The organism is Natrinema salsiterrestre, from assembly GCF_029502005.1.
Classification (GTDB): domain Archaea; phylum Halobacteriota; class Halobacteria; order Halobacteriales; family Natrialbaceae; genus Natrinema; species Natrinema salsiterrestre.
The window spans coordinates 169659-187914 of sequence record NZ_JAMQOT010000001.1 but is presented as its reverse complement, the minus strand read 5'-3'; the positions used below and the strand labels follow the sequence as shown (position 1 = coordinate 187914).

The window sequence follows — 18256 nt, the reverse complement described above, 5'->3', positions numbered from 1 at the left end:
TGGCCGCGATCCGTTAGAGTCCGAGGTAACCGGCGTTCGGCAGGAGTCCGGCCAGATAGAGGAGGCCGAGGATGAACATGAACAGCGCGATCGCCATCGCCGGCGGGTCCACGTGGGTCCCGGAGTGGGAGTAGAACAGCCGCTGGGTCAGTTCGCCGAAGAGACCGCTGATCGCGCCGAACGCACCGGCGACGAGCAGTGCGGCCGGTTCACTGCCGATAGCGGGCATCGCGATCACCGCACCCACGGCGCCCAGGAGCGTGATGTGGTGCGTGACCGGAATCTTCTCGACGCCGAGGTTGAGGAACAGCAGACTCATCGCGGAAATCGCGTAGCCCAGGAAGATGCTCCCGGTCTCGATGTAGATGAAGCCGCCGAGGATGCCGCCCACGATGCCGATCGCGGTCACGCCGGACCACTTGTACTGGTGGGGGAGCCACGGTTCGGTCGCCAGCCGGGCGGTCTCGGTACCGCCGTCGGCTGCGACCCGTTTCTCCTCGCGCTCGAAGGGCGTCATGTCGAGGATGCTCGAGCCGCCGACCTTGCCGACGAGCGGGTAGCCGAAGACGAGGCGCGCGAGGAAGGCCGTCGCGACGACGGACAGCGCGATGTTGTCCGTCGGGAACCCGATACCGCCCATGATCCGGGTGATGAGCATCCCGACGACGCCGAAGATCGCACCGACCGCGAGGATGTCGGGCTTGGTCCCGAACGCGTACAGGATGTTCTTCCCGAAGTGGTAGTCCCAGTCGTCGGGTTCCATCTCGGGGTACTTCCGGCCGGCGTAGGCCGTCGCGGCGACGCCGCCGGCGAAGGCGATGTGCGGACCGGTGACCGCGCCGAAGCCGATCGTCCCCGTGACACCGGTCGCGATGTCACCAGCCCCCGCGACGCTGAGCTCGCTCCCGATCTCGTTCTGGAGGATCGCGATCCCTTCGCCGAGGAAGACGACGAAGCCCGTGAAGACGAACGAGGGCAGCGCGCCGAGCGCTGCGCCGAACGCACCGCCGGCGAGCGCGGCGATGAACAGGACGGCGAACGCTTCGAACTCCATCCCGATGACCGGAACCTGGAGGAGTACCTGCACCATGGCTTATTCCTCCGCGTCCTGCGCCCAGTCCCGCGATCGCTCGACGGCGTCGCTCCAGCGGTCGTAGCGCCGGTCGGCCGTCCCGGGATCCATCTTCGGCTCGAACTCCGCGTCGACCTGCCAGTTGCTCCGCAGCTCGTCGGGGTCGCTCCAGTAGCCGACGGCGAGGCCGGCCGCGTAGGCCGACCCCAGCGCCGTCGTCTCGTCGACGACCGGGCGAACGATCTCTGACCCGATGATGTCGGACTGCAGCTGACAGAGGAAGTTGTTCTTGACCGCCCCGCCGTCGACCTTCAGCGAGCGCATCTCGATGCCCGAGTCCGCCTCCATCGCCTCCGCGACGTCCCGGGTCTGGTAGGCGATCGACTCGAGGGTCGCGCGAACGACGTGTTCCTTCCGCGTGCCGCGGGTCATCCCCACGATGGTCCCGCGTGCGCGCTGATCCCAGTGGGGCGCGCCCAGTCCGGTGAAGGCGGGGACGACGTAGACGCCGTCCGTCGAGTCGACGCTGCGGGCGAGCTCCGCCGTCTGGGCGGGATCGTCGATCAGGGTCATGTCCTCGAGCCACTCGATCGCCGCGCCGGTGATGAAGATCGAGCCCTCGAGCGCGTACTGGACCTCCTCGCCAGAGCGCTGGAAGCCGATCGTCGTCAACAGCCCGTGGTCGCTCTCGACGGCCTCGTTCCCGGTGTTCATCAGGAAGAAGGAGCCGGTGCCGTAGGTGTTCTTCGCGTCGCCGGCGTCGAAACAGGTCTGGCCGAACAGGGCCGCCTGCTGGTCGCCCAGCGCGCCCGCGACCGGAACCTCGCTCTCGAGGAAGCCGTCGGAATCGGTCGAGCCGTACGTCGCGTCGTCGCTGGACGGGCGAACCTCGGGCAACATCTCCTCGGGGATGTCGAACTCCTCGAGGAGCTCGTCGTCCCACGCGAGGTCGTGGATGTTGTACAGCATCGTCCGCGAGGCGTTCGTGACCTCGGTGATGTGGTTGCCCGTGAGATTGTAGATCAGCCACGTGTCGATGGTGCCGAAGAGGACCTCGCCTTTCTCCGCGCGATCGCGGATGTCCTCGGGGCGCGAGCGTTCGAGCTTGATCGGGTCGGCGTTGTCGAGCAGCCACTCGGCTTTCGTCGCCGAGAAGTAGGCGTCGGCCTCGAGCCCGGTCTTGTCGCGGATCGTCTCGACGAGATCGTCCGCCTCGAGTTGCTCGACGCGGTCGGTCGTCCGCCGGTCCTGCCAGACGATGGCGTTGTGCACTGGCCGGCCCGAATCGGCGTCCCAGAGCAGCGTGGTTTCTCGCTGGTTAGTGACGCCGATGGCCTCGAGCTGGTCGGGGCTGACGCCCGCCTGTCCGAGCGCCTGCTGAATGACATCTTTGGTGTTCTCCCAGATCTCCATCGGGTCGTGCTCGACCCAGCCCGGTTCCGGGTAGATCTGTTCGTGTTTCTCGTAGGCGTTCGCGACGACCTGCCCCTCGTGATCGAACACGATGAAGCGGGTCCCCGTCGTTCCCTGGTCGACCGCACCGACGTAGGTATTGTCTGTCATAGGTAGTCACCCTTGCTCCCACGCGCCGTCTTTATCGCCGGCAGCGTGCTACTGGTAAACAATTCCTACGATCATTATAAATGTTTTCAAAACCATAATTCGTATTTCATAAGAGAGACAGAGTATGTGGCATTTCGAGCGCTGTAACCGACGATTACGCGATCGAACTGGTACGCCATCCGGCGGTTTCAGCCCGAACCGTCGGTACAGTTTTCCGAATCGTCCTATTGTTATGGCCGTTGTCTGACCGCCGATAAAATAAAGGTGGGGCTGTCCGTAGGGTCTACCGACAGAATGGCACGCGATACCGAGGTCCTCGTTCTCGGCGGCGGCTCGACCGGCTGTGGCATCGCCCGGGATCTGGCGATGCGCGGCCTCGAGGTCACGCTCGTCGAGCGGGGGAACCTCACGGACGGCACGACCGGTCGGATGCACGGCCTGTTGCACAGCGGCGGGCGATACGCCGTCTCGGACCAGGCCAGCGCGACCGAGTGTATCGAAGAAAACGAGATCCTGCGGGACATCGCCGGTCACTGCGTCGAGGAGACCGGCGGGCTGTTCGTCCAGCGGCCCGAGGACTCGGACGAGTACTTTCGGGAGAAACTCGAGGGCTGCCGCGAGTGTGGGATCCCCGCCCGCGTGCTCTCGGGGGCGGAAGCGCGCGAGGTCGAGCCGTATCTCGCGGAGGACGTGAAGCGAGCGATCGAGGTCCCCGACGGGGCGGTCGACCCGTTCCGGCTCTGCGTCGCGAACGCGATCGGCGCGGAGAACCACGGCGCGCGGGTCGAGACCCACGCCGAAGTAATCGACCTCCTGCGCGAGGGCGACGACATCTACGGGGTCGAGGTCCGCCACGAGTCCGGTCCCGGGAAGCGCACCCACGCGACCCCGGGCGCGACGGAGGAGATCACCGCCGACTACGTCGTCAACGCGACCGGCGCGTGGGCCGGCCAGATCGGCGCGATGGCGGACCTCGAGGTCGAGGTCCGCCCCTCGAAGGGCGTGATGACGATCATGAACGTCCGGCAGGTCGACACCGTGATCAACCGCTGCCGGCCGAAAGGCGACGCCGACATCGTCGTTCCCCACGAGACGACGGCCATCCTCGGGACGACCGACGAGGAAGTGTCGGATCCGGACGACTACCCCGAGGAGGGGTGGGAGGTCGACCAGATGATCGACACCCTCTCGGAACTGGTGCCGATCCTCGAGGAGGCCCGGACGATCCGCTCGTTCTGGGGCGTCCGGCCCCTCTACGAGCCGCCGGGGACCGGGACGCAGGACCCCACCGACATCACGCGAGACTTCTTCCTGCTCGATCACACCGATCGCGACGGCGTGTCCGGGATGTCGAGCATCGTCGGCGGCAAGTTCACCACCTACCGCGCGATGGCCGAGGAGATCTCGGATCACGTCTGCGAGAAGCTGGGCGTGACCGCCGGCTGTGCGACCGCGGACGAACCGCTACCGGGGAGCGAGAACATCGAGACGCTCGAGGCGGGAATGGACGATTTCGGGCTCCGCTCGCCGGTGGCCCGCCGGAGCAAGCAGCGACTGGGAAGCCGGGCGAGCGAGGTGCTCGAGACGGACGACGCCAATCCCGTTATTTGCCAGTGCGAGGGCGTGACGCGGGCGGAAATTCGGGACGCCGTCTCGCAGTCGGGATCGGACCTGAACGCGGTCCGGATCCGGACGCGGGCGTCGATGGGAAACTGTCAGGGCGGCTTCTGCTGTCAGAACATGGCGAACGAGCTCCACCCCACCTACGACGAGGAGACGGTTCGGGCGTCCCTCGACGAACTCTTCCAGGAGCGCTGGAAGGGCGAGCGCCACGCCCTGTGGGGCGAACAGCTCTCGCAGGCGATGCTCAACTACGCGCTGCACGCGACGACGATGAACCGCGATCGCGATCCCGCGAGCGCGGAGGCGGCGGTCGACTTCGCGGCCTTCGACGGAGGGGGCCGGTAGATGGCCATCGAGGACGACGTCCTCGTCATCGGCGGGGGACTCGCCGGTGCGACCGCCGCGCTCGCCGCCGCAGAGGAAGATGTCCGGGTCCGGCTGGTCTCGTACAAGCAGAGCACGCTCCGGCACGCGAGCGGGTTGATCGATATTCTCGGATACACGCCGGCGGGCGAGGGACCGCTGGTCGATCCGTTCGACGCGCTCGAGGGGCTCCCCGAGGGCCACCCCTACGAGCGGGTGGGGACCGAGGCGGTCCGCGAAGCGCTCGAGTTCTTCGACGACATCGCGGGTGACGCCTACGACGGAGCACACACCGACGCGAACGCGCTCGTCCCGACCCACGGCGGCACCGTCAAGCCGACCGCGCGGTATCCCGCCTCGACGGCGGCCGGACTCGCGAGCGACGATCGCGACACCCTACTGGTCGGCTTCGAGACGCTGCCGGACTTCGAAGCGCCGCTGGCGGCCGCCCACCTCGAGGCGGCGGGCGCACCCTTCGCGGCTCGCGGCGTCACGGTCCGCTTCCCCGGGCTCGTCCGGGACGACGCGAAGGTGACGCGGTACGCACACCTGCTCGACCACGACGAAGCAGTGACGACGGCCGCGGGCGAGACCACGGCGCGCGACGCTCTGGCCGAGACCGTGAGGGGCCACCTCGAGGACGAGACCCGCGTCGGCTTCCCCGCGATCCTCGGCGACGATCACGCAGCCGAGGTCAGAGCCGACCTCGGGGAACGACTCGCCGTCGACGTCTTCGAGGTCCCGATGGGGCCGCCGAGCCTGCCCGGGATGCGACTCGAAGACCTGCTCTACGACGCGCTCGAGGACGCCGGCGTTCGAGTGACGACCGGCGTCCCCGTAGTCGACTACGAGACCGAGAGTGACGGGACGGACGCGACCGGCCCCGATCGGATCGACCGCGTCATCGTCGACCGCCACGGAGCCGAGGTCCCCCACCGGGCCGATCAGTACGTGCTCGCGACGGGGGGGCTCGTCGGCAAGGGCGTCGACTCCGAGCGCGAACGGGTGTTCGAGCCGATATTCGACTGTCACGTGCCCCACGCCGCCGACCGCTACGAGTGGTTCGTGGACGACGTCTTCGGCGACCAGCCATACGCCCGGTTCGGGCTGCCGGTCGACCGGGATCTCAGACCGCTCGACGCCGGCGACGAGCCCGAATTCCGGAACCTTCGCGCGGCGGGCGCGGTGCTGGGCGGCTACGACTTCGCCGCGGAGAAGTCCGGCAGCGGCGTCTCGCTCGCGACGGGCTACGCCGCCGGTCAGCGCGCCGGCAGGGAGGGCGGCGAATGAGAGGCGACAGCGGCGACTCGAGCGACCGAATCGACCAGTTACAGCCACCGGAACGACGCGGAACGGGCGACGAAACCACCAGCGACCGATCGACCTATTGCAATGAGTGACGCAGAACAGCCGACCGACGACGGGGTACCGGGCGACGACGAGTTCGAACCGATTCAGGTCTTTCCGGAGGCCGAAGACATGGACCTCCGGCCGGGCGCGGACGACTGTTACAAGTGCTCGACCTGCGACACCAACTGCCCCGTCGCCGAGGTCGACGACGAGTTCCCCGGCCCGAAGTTCCAGGGGCCGGAACAGTGGCGGCTCAAGCGTCAGGACGATCGGGACATCGACGACTCGGTGATGAAGTGCTCGAACTGCATGCGCTGTGACAGCGCCTGCCCCTCCGACGTACCCCTCTCCCAGATGCACAACACCGCTCGAGGGGAGTACGTCGAGGAGCAAATGGAGAAATTCTCGCGGGAGTACGTCCGCAACCGAATCCTCGCGAACTACCGCCGGCTCGCGCCGCTGGGATCGATGTTCCCGCGGACGACGAACTTCGTGATGGGGCTCTCCGCGACGCAGTGGCTCGGCGAGAAAGTCCTCGGAATCACGGGCGAGCGGGAGTTCCCGGAGTTCGCGACGGAGACCTTCCGCGAGTGGTGGACCGCACGCGGCGGCGCACAGGTCCGAAACGAGGACAAGCGCATCGCCTACTTCCACGGCTGTTACTCGAACTACAACACGCCCGAGGTGGGGAAGGCGCTGGTCCGCGTCTACGAACACCTCGGCTACGAGATCATGGTCCCCGACCAGCACTGTTCGGGGACGCCGATGTTCGCCAACGGCATGCTCGAGGACGCGCGCCGGTCGGCGGAAACCAACGTTCGCGAACTCGGCGCGGCCATCGCGGACGGGGCGGACATCGTCGCCTCCTGTAGCTCCTGTTCGATGTCGCTCCGCCAGGAGTATCCCGAGCTGTTCGACTTCGAGGGGACCGAGGAGGTCGCCGCGAACACCTGGGACGCCGTCGAGTACCTGCGCGTCCACGAGGATCTCGAGGGCGAACTCGAGGGGACCTCCGTCGGAGACGAGTTCGAGAACTTCGCGTACCACGCGCCGTGTCACGCGCGTAATCAGGGGCTCGACGGGCAGACCATGGAAGTGCTGGCCCCGATCGACGGGGTCGAAGCGCGCGACGTCGGCGACTCCTGTTCCGGCATTTCCGGCACGTACGGCTGGAAAGCGGAGAACTACGAAACATCCATGAAAATCGGGGACGAGATGTTCGACCACATGGAAGACGCGGACGCGGAGACGGGGCTGACGGAGTGTCCGACCTGCTCGATGCAGATGGAACACGGTACCGGCTACGAGATCACCCACACCCTCGAGGTGCTCGAGGCGGCACTCGTCGGGACGGAGGCAGACTCCCAGTAATGGACTTACAGGAGCGCATCGCTCGCCGCCGGTCGGCGCGGCAAGGTCGGACCGTCGTCGTCGACCGCGACCATCTCAGCCCGGTCGTTCACCGACCGGAACCGGTCGGTCGCGGTCCCGTACTGGAACAGCTGCTCGACACGCTCGAGCCGGTCTTCGACGGCGAGTTGCCGCCGCCGGTCGCGGTCGTCGGCCCGGCCGGATCGGGAACGTCAGCCGTCGTGACCGCGCTGTTCGACGCGTTGAACGAGCAGTTCGGGGGGTCGAATCGGACCATCGCCACGACCACGCGGGGCGGGAGCACGGATCCGGTAACGTGGTTCGTGGCCGTCGACGGTCGACAGGTCGAGAGTCCGTTCTCCCTCTATCGGGCTCTCCTGTCGAGTATCTCGACCGACCGAGTGCCGGAAAGCGGCGTCGGCACCGACGACTTGCGCAGCCGCCTGACCGAGCGGCTCGGTCGGCCCGACCGACGCGCGATCGTCGCGATCGACCATCACGACGAGCCCGAAACGCTCGACGTCGCCCGGGTCCGTGACCTGCTCGAACCGGTCGGGGACCGCATCGCTACCGTCGCGGTCGGCCAGCGAGAACCCGACGGCCACGAGGGCCCCACGGTCACCGTTCCGGCCTACCGCGATCACGAGCTCGTCGACGTCGTGACCGACCGCGCCTCGACGGGACTGGCAGCGGGCGTGCTCGATCACGGTCTCGTTCGCGACCTGGCCGACTGGGCCGATGGGAACGCACACGACGCGCTCGCGGCCCTGTTCGGTGCGGCCGTCCTCGCGACGGAGGACGACGCCGACCGGATCGAACCCGCCCACCTCGAGACCGCACGGGACGACGTCCCCGACGACGGCGTGCACGTGAGCCGCGCGCTGGCACTCTCCGAAACCCGCCAGCGAGTGCTGCTGGCACTCGTCGAGATCGGTGCGGGCGATCGACCGATCCGAGAGATCGCGGCCGCTATCGCCGACCGGTCGTCGTTGACCGCCGGAACCGTCAAGCGGTTCCTGTACGAGATCGCCGATCGAGGGATCATCGAACGGGTCCCGCTGGCGACCACCGATACCGGCAGCGGTCGCCAACCGAGCACGGTCGAACCGCGATTCCCGACGATAGCGTTTCGATCGCTGACGTCGACCGGAACGCAGCCGCTGTGATCACGGGCGATACCCGGATGGGGCAATCTATTTTGTCGGCCCCGGCCTACGGTAGTCTAACCCGGTATGACGATCGAGTTCACAGAACTGGCGGACACGACGGGGCTCGAGATATACGACTCGATCGAACACCGTCGCCTCCAGATCGAAACGCCAGGGACGGTCTCGTTCGACGCCAGCAAACCGGAGCATTTCGGCTTTCCGGTCGATTCGACCTGTCGACTCGAGACCGACACGGTCACCGTCACGCAACCGTACTCCGTGACCGTCCACGACGAGACCGGGCGAACCACAGGAAAGTTCGACGCCGGCGAAACGGCTCGACTCGAGGATCGGACCCAGTTCGTCGGGTTGAGCGGCCCGATCAAACTCTACTGTCGGATCGACGCGCCCGGAACGATCGACATCGGCGTCACCTCGATTACGATAACGACCGATCGAGAGACGGGAATCGAACTCGGCGCGCGATCGCCCCACGACCGGCCCGTCGGAACGATTACGACGCCACCCGACGTCGAATCGATGATGCGTGCCGTCTCCGCGTTCCCGTCCGCACTGCAGACGACCTCTCCCGAGCGGACGTGGCCGACCTTGCGCGGCCATCCGCCGCTGATCGAACTCGGCGATCGGCTCGACATTCCTGACGCCGTCGACGAACCCGAGAGCGACAGCACGCTCACCGTGCCGCCGGACTACGCGTCGCTGTACCAGGCTGCGCCGCTCGCGTTCTTTCTGGGAGCCGCGATCCGACCGGGCGACAGACCGATGCTCGAGACGCCGCGATTCGACCACCCGCTGGGGACCGACCGCGCCCTCGAGGACGAGATCGCGACCCTCCTGAAGCGGTTCTTCTTCCTCGACTGTCTGACTCGGACCGAGGGCGTCTTCCAGTACGACCTCCTCGAACGATCAGCGCTCGAGGACGACCTCCCGTTCGACCTCGCCGACACGTACGACTGCCCGCTTCCACAGCGTCTGGAACGGTATCTCGAGGTTCCGTTCGAACTGATCGAGCCACACGTTCCACGGTGGCCGCTGACCGCACACGTTCCGTCCGACCCGGAGAGTGCCACGTTGTTACCGTTCGTCGTCAACGAACTCGGAATCGTTCGCGAATCTCACGGGCGGACGCCGGAATCGGTTCCGCAGCCGGACCCGAGTTCGGGGCTCGTCCGCTCCGCGACGACCTACCGCTCTTCGTCTCCGGTCACGGACCGCGCGCCGTTCGTCGTTCCGTCGGTGACGGACGAGGCCGTCGAACACGCCTGGTTCGGCGACGGCATCCCACAGCAGGCGTCGAAGGCGACCATCGAGGCGTATCGAAATCAGCTCGACCACGACGAACGGAGCGAATCGATCGAGATCCTGCTCGTCTGTAACGACGTCCGCATGATCGACGAGCACGATCTCCTCGACGGTGCCTACGGCAACCGGGGCGATCTCCCGTTCGAGATCCACTCGGAGTTCGGCGTCGACTGCGATCGCCTCGCCGAATTGCTCACCGACGGCGGCTACGATTTCTTCCACTACATCGGCCACGCGGTCGAGGACGGTATCCGCTGTTCCGACGGCGATCTCGACGTCCGAACCCTCGAGTCGGTCGACGTCGGCGTCTTCTTCCTGAACGCCTGTCGCTCCTACGAGCAGGGGCTCGCGCTCACCCGCCGGGGGGCGTTCGGCGGCGTCAGCACGTACGCCGACGTGATCAACGAAAACGCCGTCGACGCCGGTGAGACGATGGCTCGCCTGCTCAACCGCGGCTTTCCGCTCCGGGGCGCACTCGAAATCGCGAGAACCAACGCGGGGCTCGGTGATCAGTATCTCATCGTCGGCGACGGGTCAGCGGACATCGCCCAGTCCGACGGCGGTGCGCCGACGCTCGTGGAACTCGAGTCCCGTAGCGGAGAGCAGTTCGACTTTTCGGTCCAGTCGTACTCGACGAAGGAATTCAAGCTGGGGACGGCGACTACGTCGACCCTCGATTCCGTCGCGGATCGTCATCTCACGCCGGGGCGCACGCCAGTTTCTCGGGTGACCGAGGAGCCGCTACGGGAATATTTCACGTGGACCGAGTTGCCGGTATTATCCGGGGGAACGCTCCACTGGAACGACGGGATCGGGACGCAGTTACTCGAGTGACTTCTCCCGCGGCCAGAGCCGTGGAGTTCCCCTAGGGGGTGAACACGGGTACGGAGGGTGGCAGGTCCGTCGTCTCGGTGGGCGGTGACCTGCGTTTCGGGTTGTACCGGTAACGGATAGCCGGCGGCAGGCACTTCTCTCCGAGTAGTACGCCGGCTTCGTCGCGAACAAAAAGCGGTCGCTTCTCCGTAGCCGTCTCAGGGTCCGATCTGTGACGACGTTCCCGCTGCAACCGATCCGGCCTGACTGAGCAGGACGAACAGGGTGAACAGGGCGCCGATCATTCGTGGGTGCTGTGCGAGGTAGTCCTTCATGCTGTCTTTCGCGGACATTACATTCCAATGGATGCCTCCGATGGTAATAAATCTATCTTATACTTACGTATAGGAATTATTATGGCTTAACGAAGATTCAAACCGGTCTTGGACTCGCTCGGAGTGATACCGGGATTACTGCTCCGACGAATCGTACTCGAGGTCGGCAGTGTACCGATCGATTAGCAGGACGGCACCGGCACCGACGAGTCCGGTCCCGACGGCAATCGCGGGGCGTTCCGCCGGTGACGTTCCGAGATTGCTCGTCACCTCTACCACGGGGAGGCGAAGCGCGCCGACCATCAAACTCACCAGGAAGGCGAGCGTCGTGGCTCGATAGCGCTCGAGGGCGCGTCTGACGGTGTGCGCCATCGCGAATAGCCCGACAACCGCGCCGACTCCGAAGAGCGCGACTATCGTTCCGGGCTCGAGAAGCGGAGCGAGCCCGTCGCCGCGGAGTACCCCGATCAATGCGTCGACGAACGCGCCGACCGTCCCCATCATGTACTCGTACTGACCGAGGATCAACAGAAAGAACGAACCCGAGACGCCCGGTAGTATCATCGCACAGACTGCGATTGCACCCGCGAGAACGATCATCGCCGGTTCGTGCGACGTTCCGGCTTGCGTCACACCCGTTACCGCGGCGGCGAGGACGATCCCGACGATCGAGACGGCGATTCGTCGCACGGTCCATCGTTCCACGTCACCGTACAACACGACTGCCGACGCACCGATCAACCCGAAAAAGAACCCGTAGGTCGGAACCGGATACTCGCTCACCGCGGTGTGCATCACGGACGAGAGCGCGGCGATTGCGGTCCCGATCCCCAGCCCGAGTACAACCAAAAACGTCGCGTCGATTCGCTCGAACTCTGCCCGAAGCGCCGCTCTGCTTTCCGGTTCGTGGATACGTACCGCCGGTCGGAACGCGCGCGGATCGATCGCCGTGATCGCGCGAACCAATCGATCGTAGATACCGACGATCAGTGCGATCGTCGCCCCGGAAACCCCGGGGACGACGTCGGCCGATCCCATCGAGAACCCTTTTAGATAGACGGCGAGAAACTCCCGCATTGCTCGTGAGATAGTCCGATAGGATCAAAAGACTTCTCCACTGCCCGGTCGCTGTGGCGATCGAAACGCGACTGAACGGAGCGACGATTCGGCTTCAGTGAGCCGGCTCGACCGCGACCGGCGCGACCGATTCCGTGGTCTCGTTGTCGGTCGTTCCGTCGTCCGTCGATCCGGAGTCGCCCGATTCCGTCCCCGTCTCGTTGCCGGACGTCTCGTTGCCCGTCGGCTGCTCGACCTCCTCGAGCGGACCGTCGTCGACCGTTTCTCCCTCGACGACCGCCGTTTCGCTGACGGCCGTCTGTCCGCTGTACTGTGCGACGGGGAAGCCTTGCTGGCCGGGTGCGAAGACGGTGACGTCGTACTCCCCGGTCGCCGCGACGCTGCTGTTCGTATACCCGTCGTCGACACCGAGCTCGTCGTTCGTCGCATACGGGACCGTCATCTCGTAGCTCCCGTCCTCCGAGACGTTCGATCGCTGGGTGTAATTGAACGTTCGACCCGAATCGGTCTCGAGCTCGACCGTCGCCGCGACCGTCGCGTTGTCGGTGTCGGAGACGGTCGTGTCCTCGAGGGAGCCGGCGATCGTCGCGCCGTCGACGCGTTCGTATGTTTTGACAGCGGCCGCCTGTCGCTGGTCGAAAACCTCGACGTCGTAGTTCGGGTTTTGCTGGATCCGCTGGAGTTGGATCTGCGTCCGCCGGTCGAATTGTCGGTTGATCCCGACCTGCGGCTGGCCGTTCTCGCCCATGAGGACCTGATCCGTCTGCGCGTCGACGATCGCGTAACTGACGTACGTCGCCGTTCGCTGGTCGTCTTCGTGGACGAGTCGGTAGTGTTCCATCCCGACGGCGTCGTCGAAGTACAGCGACGAGAGCATCGTATCATCGTAGGGGACGTCACCGAACGTTTGGCGGATCTCGTCCCGCGGGACCTGTTGGCCCGGTTCGTAGTCCTCCGGGGTGACGTAGTGTTGATAGCCCGGCCCCGTCCACCGCGTGATCGCGCCGAACTTCCCGCCTGCCATCTGATTGTCGATCATCACGTACCGCATCTCCTCATCGGTTTCGTTCCCCTCGATGGTTCCCTCGAGTTCATCGTTGGATTGACCCGCAACGGATCCACCCGCGGCGATCGCATCGAGGATCAGTTCGCCGCGCTGCTCGGATTCAGCGGTCAGGAACGCCGCCGACGATTTGGCGTTTTGCTGGAACGGATTCGAGTGTGGGATCCGCTCGGCCTGGGTCGTTATCAGGTGGCCGTAGTCCCACCAGGATATCACGCCGTATGCGCCGTTCGGATACTCGTAGTCGCCATCGGCGGGATTGTAGCTCCCGTAATAATCGAGTCGGTCGGCCTCGTTCGCGTCACCGTAGTTCCCCGGCGCGGGCGTGTTCCCCTGCAGCCACTCGTTTGACTCCTCCCACGTCGTCGAAGAGGAATGCGGAGCGGTCTGCTGGCCCCGTTCCCACGCAGTCGCCGTCGCCAATGGCGGGAGCAACGGTGCGAACAGGAGCAAGACGACGAGGATGACCACGATAACCTGGTAGGTCTCTATCTGCCGGAGCGATCGAAGGCTGCCCGTCAGGTCCAGGTCGAAGAGTTGCACGAGCTCCGCGATGAACGCGGCGTTGACGACCGCGACCGCGAGCAGGAGGTAATACATGAACCGAACCTGCGTCGCGGCCATACTAATGAGCATCAGCGACCAGACGATGACGAGGGTGTGTTCCGCGCGGAACTCCCGGCCGAACAGCGGTCGGATCGCCAGGAAGGCGAGCCCCGCGAGCATCGTATAGAACGCGCTGCCGAATTCGGTGAAGGCCCGGTCGAAGAAGTCCTCCGGCGGCTGCGCTTCGACGATGGTGAGGTCGGTCGTCGCCTCTCCGAACGGCAACATACGACGCGTCGCGTTGCCCACGATCGTATCGAACAGGCTCGGGAGGGCGATCCACATCACGAGGAATGTCGCGGTGATGAGACCGCCGATCGCGAGGGGATAATATCGACGCTCGAGCTCCCAGTCGTTCCACTGCCGGGCGAACCAGGCCATGAAGACACAGCCGGCGGCCACGAGGAAGGCGGCCAGTGGCTGGAGGATGCCGAAACTCGTCGAACCCGTACTACTCGGTCGCTCGATTAGCAGCAGGGTCAGGAGCGTCGTCACACCGAGACTCACCGCGCCGACGAAGGCGATGTGGTCCGGTGAGATCCCGCGAACGTAGTCGAGGCAGAGCTGGACGGTAAAGAAGACCGCGAAAATACCGATCAGGAGGACCGCCGACGGCCAGACCCAGATGTAGAGCGTGAGGGCGATTCCGGCGAGAGCGCTGTAGATCGCAGCCGTCCGGAGGGCGTCCCAGTCCTTGGCAGCGATCAGTTCGTAGACTGGCTTCTCGCGTTCGCCCACGGTGACGGCGACCAACATCGCGAGGACCGCGATCGCCATGAACAGGACCTCGCCGACGTGGTGGTCGAGCTGGCCGACCGTCGACCGGGAGAGGAACTGCCCCTTCGCGAGCGCGAGAATGAGTACTGAAACGAGGCCACCGATCGTCCCGCCGAGCCGACGGCCCGCATAGAAGACGGGAATCGCGACGAGCGCGGCCATAACCGGGATCGACAGGAGTGAGACCGCATACAGCGTCTCTTCTGACGGAGAGCCGAGACCGACGATCATCGCCGCAGTGACGATGAGCTGGTCGAACAGCGTACCGAACTGCCCGACGTAACTTCCGGTCGGGAACCCGGTCCAGACCTCGTACGGCATCGTATGCGGATAGTTCTCGGCCGTCCAGTTGATCGTCCGCCACTGATACCACGAGTCGATCCCCGCCAGCGCGGGCGCGCCGTCGTCAGTGACGAACCGATCGTACGACTGGGTTCGTAACCAGACCATAAACAGCATCACGGCCCCGAGAACCGGGAGGTGATACCATTCCCGCCACGTCTCGAGGACGGACGTATCGGTTCCGTCCTCGACGTGCTCTGTGTCGGTACTCATTAGGTTGCACCAGACCGAAGCCAAGAATAAGTCTTGTTATATACTCGTAATCGTTTGATATCCGGTCCCGGAACCGGACTGGCGTCGAGACTGTCGCTTATCCGTGAACGTCGTACTACTGCCCCCACGCGAACGAAAAAGCTTATTCTGCCCTCACCGAAATCCGTTTCCAATGAAGGTCTCCGCCGTCGTCTGTACCTATGCGATGGATCGCTACGACGTCTTTTCGGACTGTGTCGATAGCGTGCTGGCACAGACGTACGATCCGCTCGAGATCGTTCTCGTCGTCGACGGGAACGAAGCGGTCTTCGAGCGCGTGCAGGAAGACTACGGCGACCTCGAAGATGTCGTCCTCCACTGCAACGACGAGAACCAGGGGATCTCGTACAGCCGAACTCGCGGCGCCGAAATCGCGACCGGGGACGTCGTCGCGTTCATCGACGACGACGCCGTCGCCGAGAACGATTGGGTCGCGGAACTCGCTCGCGTGTACGACGAGACCGACGCGATCGCCGTTGGCGGCCACGTCGCACCGGATTGGGTGACGACGAAACCCGATTTCTTCCCCGAAGAGTTCTACTGGCTCGTCGGGTGTGACGAACGCGGAATGGGCGAGCACATGGAGGAGTTACGGAACACGTACGGCTCCAACATCTCGTTCCGGCGGGACGTGTTCTTGAACGTCGGCGGCTACGACGAGAACACGGGCCGACACGGGGATCGCCACATTCAGGCCCACGAAGCGCCGGTCTGCATCCGAATGGCGAACGAGTACGGCAAGGGCGTGATTTACAACACCGATGCGGTTGTCCACCACAAGCTGTTCGATTATCGGGGGGAGTTTCGATGGCTCGTCTTCCGGTCGTTCTGGCAAGGGTACTCGAAGCGGATCATGGATCTGCTGTTACCCGAATCGAAAGGCGACAAGAACGAGTATCTGGGCCAGCTCATGCTCGAGTTCGTTCCGGACCGGCTATCGGCTCTCGTTGGGAAGCCATCGATGCCGAAGGCAAAACAGCTTGTAACTATCTTCGTCTTTACCGCCGCGGTCGGCTTCGGGTACCTCTATGGCCTGATCGACGTCGATCGTTCGCGGCTGATCACCGAGACGGATTCCCCGACCGGCAACTGACGTCCATCTCACGAGGCCGCGTTCGATGGCTGTCGCAATCACTCCTCGAGTGTCGGCATACCGAGATCGCCGTCGCTCCTTCGGGTTCCAGCGAGATACTCCTGGTAGTAGCCTAGTCCCCGAACGCCGGTTAGCAGGGCCGAGAGTACACTAAACGAGATGCGGTCGATCTGCGGGAGGTCCCGGTCGGGAGACTTGACGCCGCTCGGACGGGGGGGAATGCCGGGTGTGCCGTACCGATCCGGATGATAGCGCTGGAGTTGACAGAGGCCGCGGCCCACACGGCGGTCCTTTGTGATGAGTTCCTGCAGCGAGTTCCGCGTCGGATGATATAGCGTGATCTCGTCTGCGTAGTGGGTGTCATAGCCCGCCTCGTGAACACGGTTACCGAACTCTTTATCGCCGCCGGAGGTGAGTCTGTGGTCGAAGAGTCCAACATCCGCGAACACCTCGCGGCGGACGAACAGACAGCACGTTGGGACGAACTGCTGGTGCTCGAGGTACTGTGCGACGGGGAACCCCGTGTGGTGATCGTATCGTGCCGCCATCGTCGGCTCCTCGGGGAGCGTGAGCTCGACGGCACATCCCATGTAATCAGTCTCGGTCGTTTCGAACGTGTCGTGCGCCTGCTCGAGCCAGCCCGTAGCGACCGTCATGTCCGCATCAACGAAGGCGCAAATCGAGCCAGTGGACTTTCTGATCCCCGTATTTCGTGCTGCATACGACGATTGAATCCGATCTTCGATAGCGAGTTCGATCGAGTCGAATTTGTTCTCGTACTCGGAAACGACGGCTGTGGTCCGATCGGTCGAATCGTTATCCACGACGATCAGTTCCGTTTCCTCGCGGAGGTGCGGGACGATCGACTCCAGGGTTACCGAAATCCCGTCGGGATCGTTATATACGGGGACAATAATCGAAACGGTTTCGGATCCGTTCTTTTCACCCGCCATTCTCACCACATCCGTCGATTCGCGTTTCGTTCAGTCGGGACGCTTGATACACTCTCGCGGTGAGTGTCGCTTCGTCTTCGGTGTTTCTGTCTAGACGGTTCGTTTCGCTATTGTAGTGTCGGTCGAGTTGCTCGGAGATCCATCGTGACCGGTCCGTGGCCGACCCGATGTCGAACACCTCCATCACGAATGGGACTTCGAATCCGACGGGGTTGTAAGGGGATCCGTACTCGTTTTCCCAAATATTGTCGGTATACGCTGACGAAGTGAGATAGTTCAAAGCGCGGCGACATGGCTCGCTTTCCCAAAACGAGTGGTCCGGGTACTGGCGTTTCAGAAGCGCGAACGCGTACAGATTGAACGAGTGATACCCGATCGCCTTCCATCGAAGCTGCCGGCGACGGCTGGGGAGCGGAACGCTACTCGTCAACAGCGTCAGTCCGATTCGAGCACGTTCGTCGGTTCGAACGAGGTGGGCGTATCGTCGAAGCGACTGCGGCGGCTTGAGCGGATGGAATATCAGGCCGTTAGGATACAGTCGAATGTTGTTCTCGAGTTCGTTCAAGTGGGTCCGAACCCGATCGTCGACGCGGGGAGACGTCCACGGGAGGTCCGCGAGTAGCCCACCTGCAGCAGCGAACCATATCTGGTGGTTGAACGTCGCGTCAAAGGGCAGTATGCGGCCGTCGATTTCGACTCGCTTCCACAAACCCGTCCGTTCGTCCTGTGGATGGGTGAGGAACACGTCCTGTGCGAGGTTTGCCAATTCTTCGCGTTCGAAGACCCGTGCAGCGGTTGCGAGCGCTTCGATGGTCCACGCCTGGCCGATCAGCCCGTTACACTGGTCTTTGCCGTCGATATCACGGTGGTGAAACGTTTCGCCTTCGGGGCGTGCCTCGTCGCTCTGGAGAAATGCGGCCATCGAACGGGCCGCCGATTCGAACTGCGAGTTTCCCGTCCGGTCGTACAGTTCCGAGAACGCTACCAGCCAGTGTGACGTATTTCGGACGCTCGTCTCCGGATCCTGATACAGTCCATTGTGGCCTGCCGGCATGGAACCGTTCGTATCGATCTCCGAGACGACGTCCATTGCAATGCGTTCGACGAATTCGTTTGCCTTCATGTAGAGTGC

Annotated in this window: 13 protein-coding genes; 6 read left to right on the top strand and 7 right to left on the bottom strand. The window is 64.4% G+C overall.

The window, feature by feature from the left end; genetic code table 11:
* Nucleotides 1-13: 13 nt before the first annotated feature.
* Entirely contained in the window at nt 14-1090 is a 1077-nt protein-coding gene (locus tag NDI89_RS00830; protein WP_277519589.1) for a DUF7973 family transport facilitator, read from the bottom strand.
* Between the two features lie 3 nt (nt 1091-1093).
* Entirely contained in the window at nt 1094-2635 is a 1542-nt protein-coding gene (glpK, locus tag NDI89_RS00825; protein ID WP_277519587.1) for a glycerol kinase GlpK, read from the bottom strand.
* A 294-nt stretch (nt 2636-2929) separates the two neighbouring features.
* Here glpK and glpA point away from each other — a divergent pair, with 294 nt between their 5' ends.
* The 5 genes from glpA (at nt 2930) to NDI89_RS00800 (ending at nt 10647) form a co-directional block, all read left to right on the top strand.
* A complete protein-coding gene (gene glpA / locus NDI89_RS00820; protein ID WP_277519586.1) occupies nt 2930-4603 on the top strand; it encodes an anaerobic glycerol-3-phosphate dehydrogenase subunit GlpA in 1674 nt (557 codons plus the stop codon).
* Nucleotides 4604-5911 carry a glycerol-3-phosphate dehydrogenase subunit GlpB gene (gene glpB / locus NDI89_RS00815; protein WP_277519585.1) on the top strand — a complete coding sequence of 436 codons (1308 nt, stop codon included), beginning with the start codon at nt 4604-4606 and terminating at the stop codon, nt 5909-5911.
* A 102-nt stretch (nt 5912-6013) separates the two neighbouring features.
* Nucleotides 6014-7342 carry an anaerobic glycerol-3-phosphate dehydrogenase subunit C gene (locus NDI89_RS00810; RefSeq protein ID WP_277519583.1) on the top strand — a complete coding sequence of 443 codons (1329 nt, stop codon included), beginning with the start codon at nt 6014-6016 and terminating at the stop codon, nt 7340-7342.
* Complete coding sequence (locus NDI89_RS00805) at nt 7342-8508, top strand: Cdc6/Cdc18 family protein (RefSeq protein ID WP_277519581.1); 1167 nt, start codon at nt 7342-7344, stop codon at nt 8506-8508. The genes NDI89_RS00810 and NDI89_RS00805 overlap by 1 nt, the downstream gene beginning before the upstream one ends.
* A 66-nt stretch (nt 8509-8574) precedes the next feature.
* Nucleotides 8575-10647, top strand: a complete 2073-nt coding sequence (locus tag NDI89_RS00800) for a hypothetical protein (RefSeq protein WP_277519579.1) — start codon at nt 8575-8577, stop codon at nt 10645-10647.
* A 197-nt stretch (nt 10648-10844) separates the two neighbouring features.
* Here NDI89_RS00800 and NDI89_RS00795 read toward each other — a convergent pair whose 3' ends face one another.
* The 3 genes from NDI89_RS00795 to NDI89_RS00785 all read right to left on the bottom strand — a co-directional run bounded on the left by NDI89_RS00795 (nt 10845) and on the right by NDI89_RS00785 (nt 15039).
* Complete coding sequence (locus NDI89_RS00795) at nt 10845-10979, bottom strand: DUF7503 family protein (RefSeq protein WP_277519577.1); 135 nt, start codon at nt 10977-10979, stop codon at nt 10845-10847.
* Nucleotides 10980-11096: 117 nt separating this feature from the next.
* A complete protein-coding gene (locus NDI89_RS00790) occupies nt 11097-12038 on the bottom strand; it encodes a DUF368 domain-containing protein (RefSeq protein ID WP_277519576.1) in 942 nt (313 codons plus the stop codon).
* A gap of 94 nt (nt 12039-12132) precedes the next feature.
* Nucleotides 12133-15039 (bottom strand): oligosaccharyl transferase, archaeosortase A system-associated, encoded by a 2907-nt coding sequence (locus NDI89_RS00785; RefSeq protein ID WP_277519575.1) that lies wholly within the window; start codon nt 15037-15039, stop codon nt 12133-12135.
* Nucleotides 15040-15211: 172 nt separating this feature from the next.
* Here NDI89_RS00785 and aglG point away from each other — a divergent pair, with 172 nt between their 5' ends.
* A complete protein-coding gene (gene aglG / locus NDI89_RS00780) occupies nt 15212-16171 on the top strand; it encodes a glucosyl-dolichyl phosphate glucuronosyltransferase (RefSeq protein WP_277519573.1) in 960 nt (319 codons plus the stop codon).
* Nucleotides 16172-16209: 38 nt separating this feature from the next.
* Here aglG and NDI89_RS00775 read toward each other — a convergent pair whose 3' ends face one another.
* Nucleotides 16210-17124, bottom strand: a complete 915-nt coding sequence (locus tag NDI89_RS00775; RefSeq protein WP_277519571.1) for a glycosyltransferase family 2 protein — start codon at nt 17122-17124, stop codon at nt 16210-16212.
* Nucleotides 17114-18247 carry an AGE family epimerase/isomerase gene (locus tag NDI89_RS00770; RefSeq protein ID WP_277519569.1) on the bottom strand — a complete coding sequence of 378 codons (1134 nt, stop codon included), beginning with the start codon at nt 18245-18247 and terminating at the stop codon, nt 17114-17116. The genes NDI89_RS00775 and NDI89_RS00770 overlap by 11 nt, the downstream gene beginning before the upstream one ends.
* Between the last annotated feature and the right edge of the window lie 9 nt (nt 18248-18256).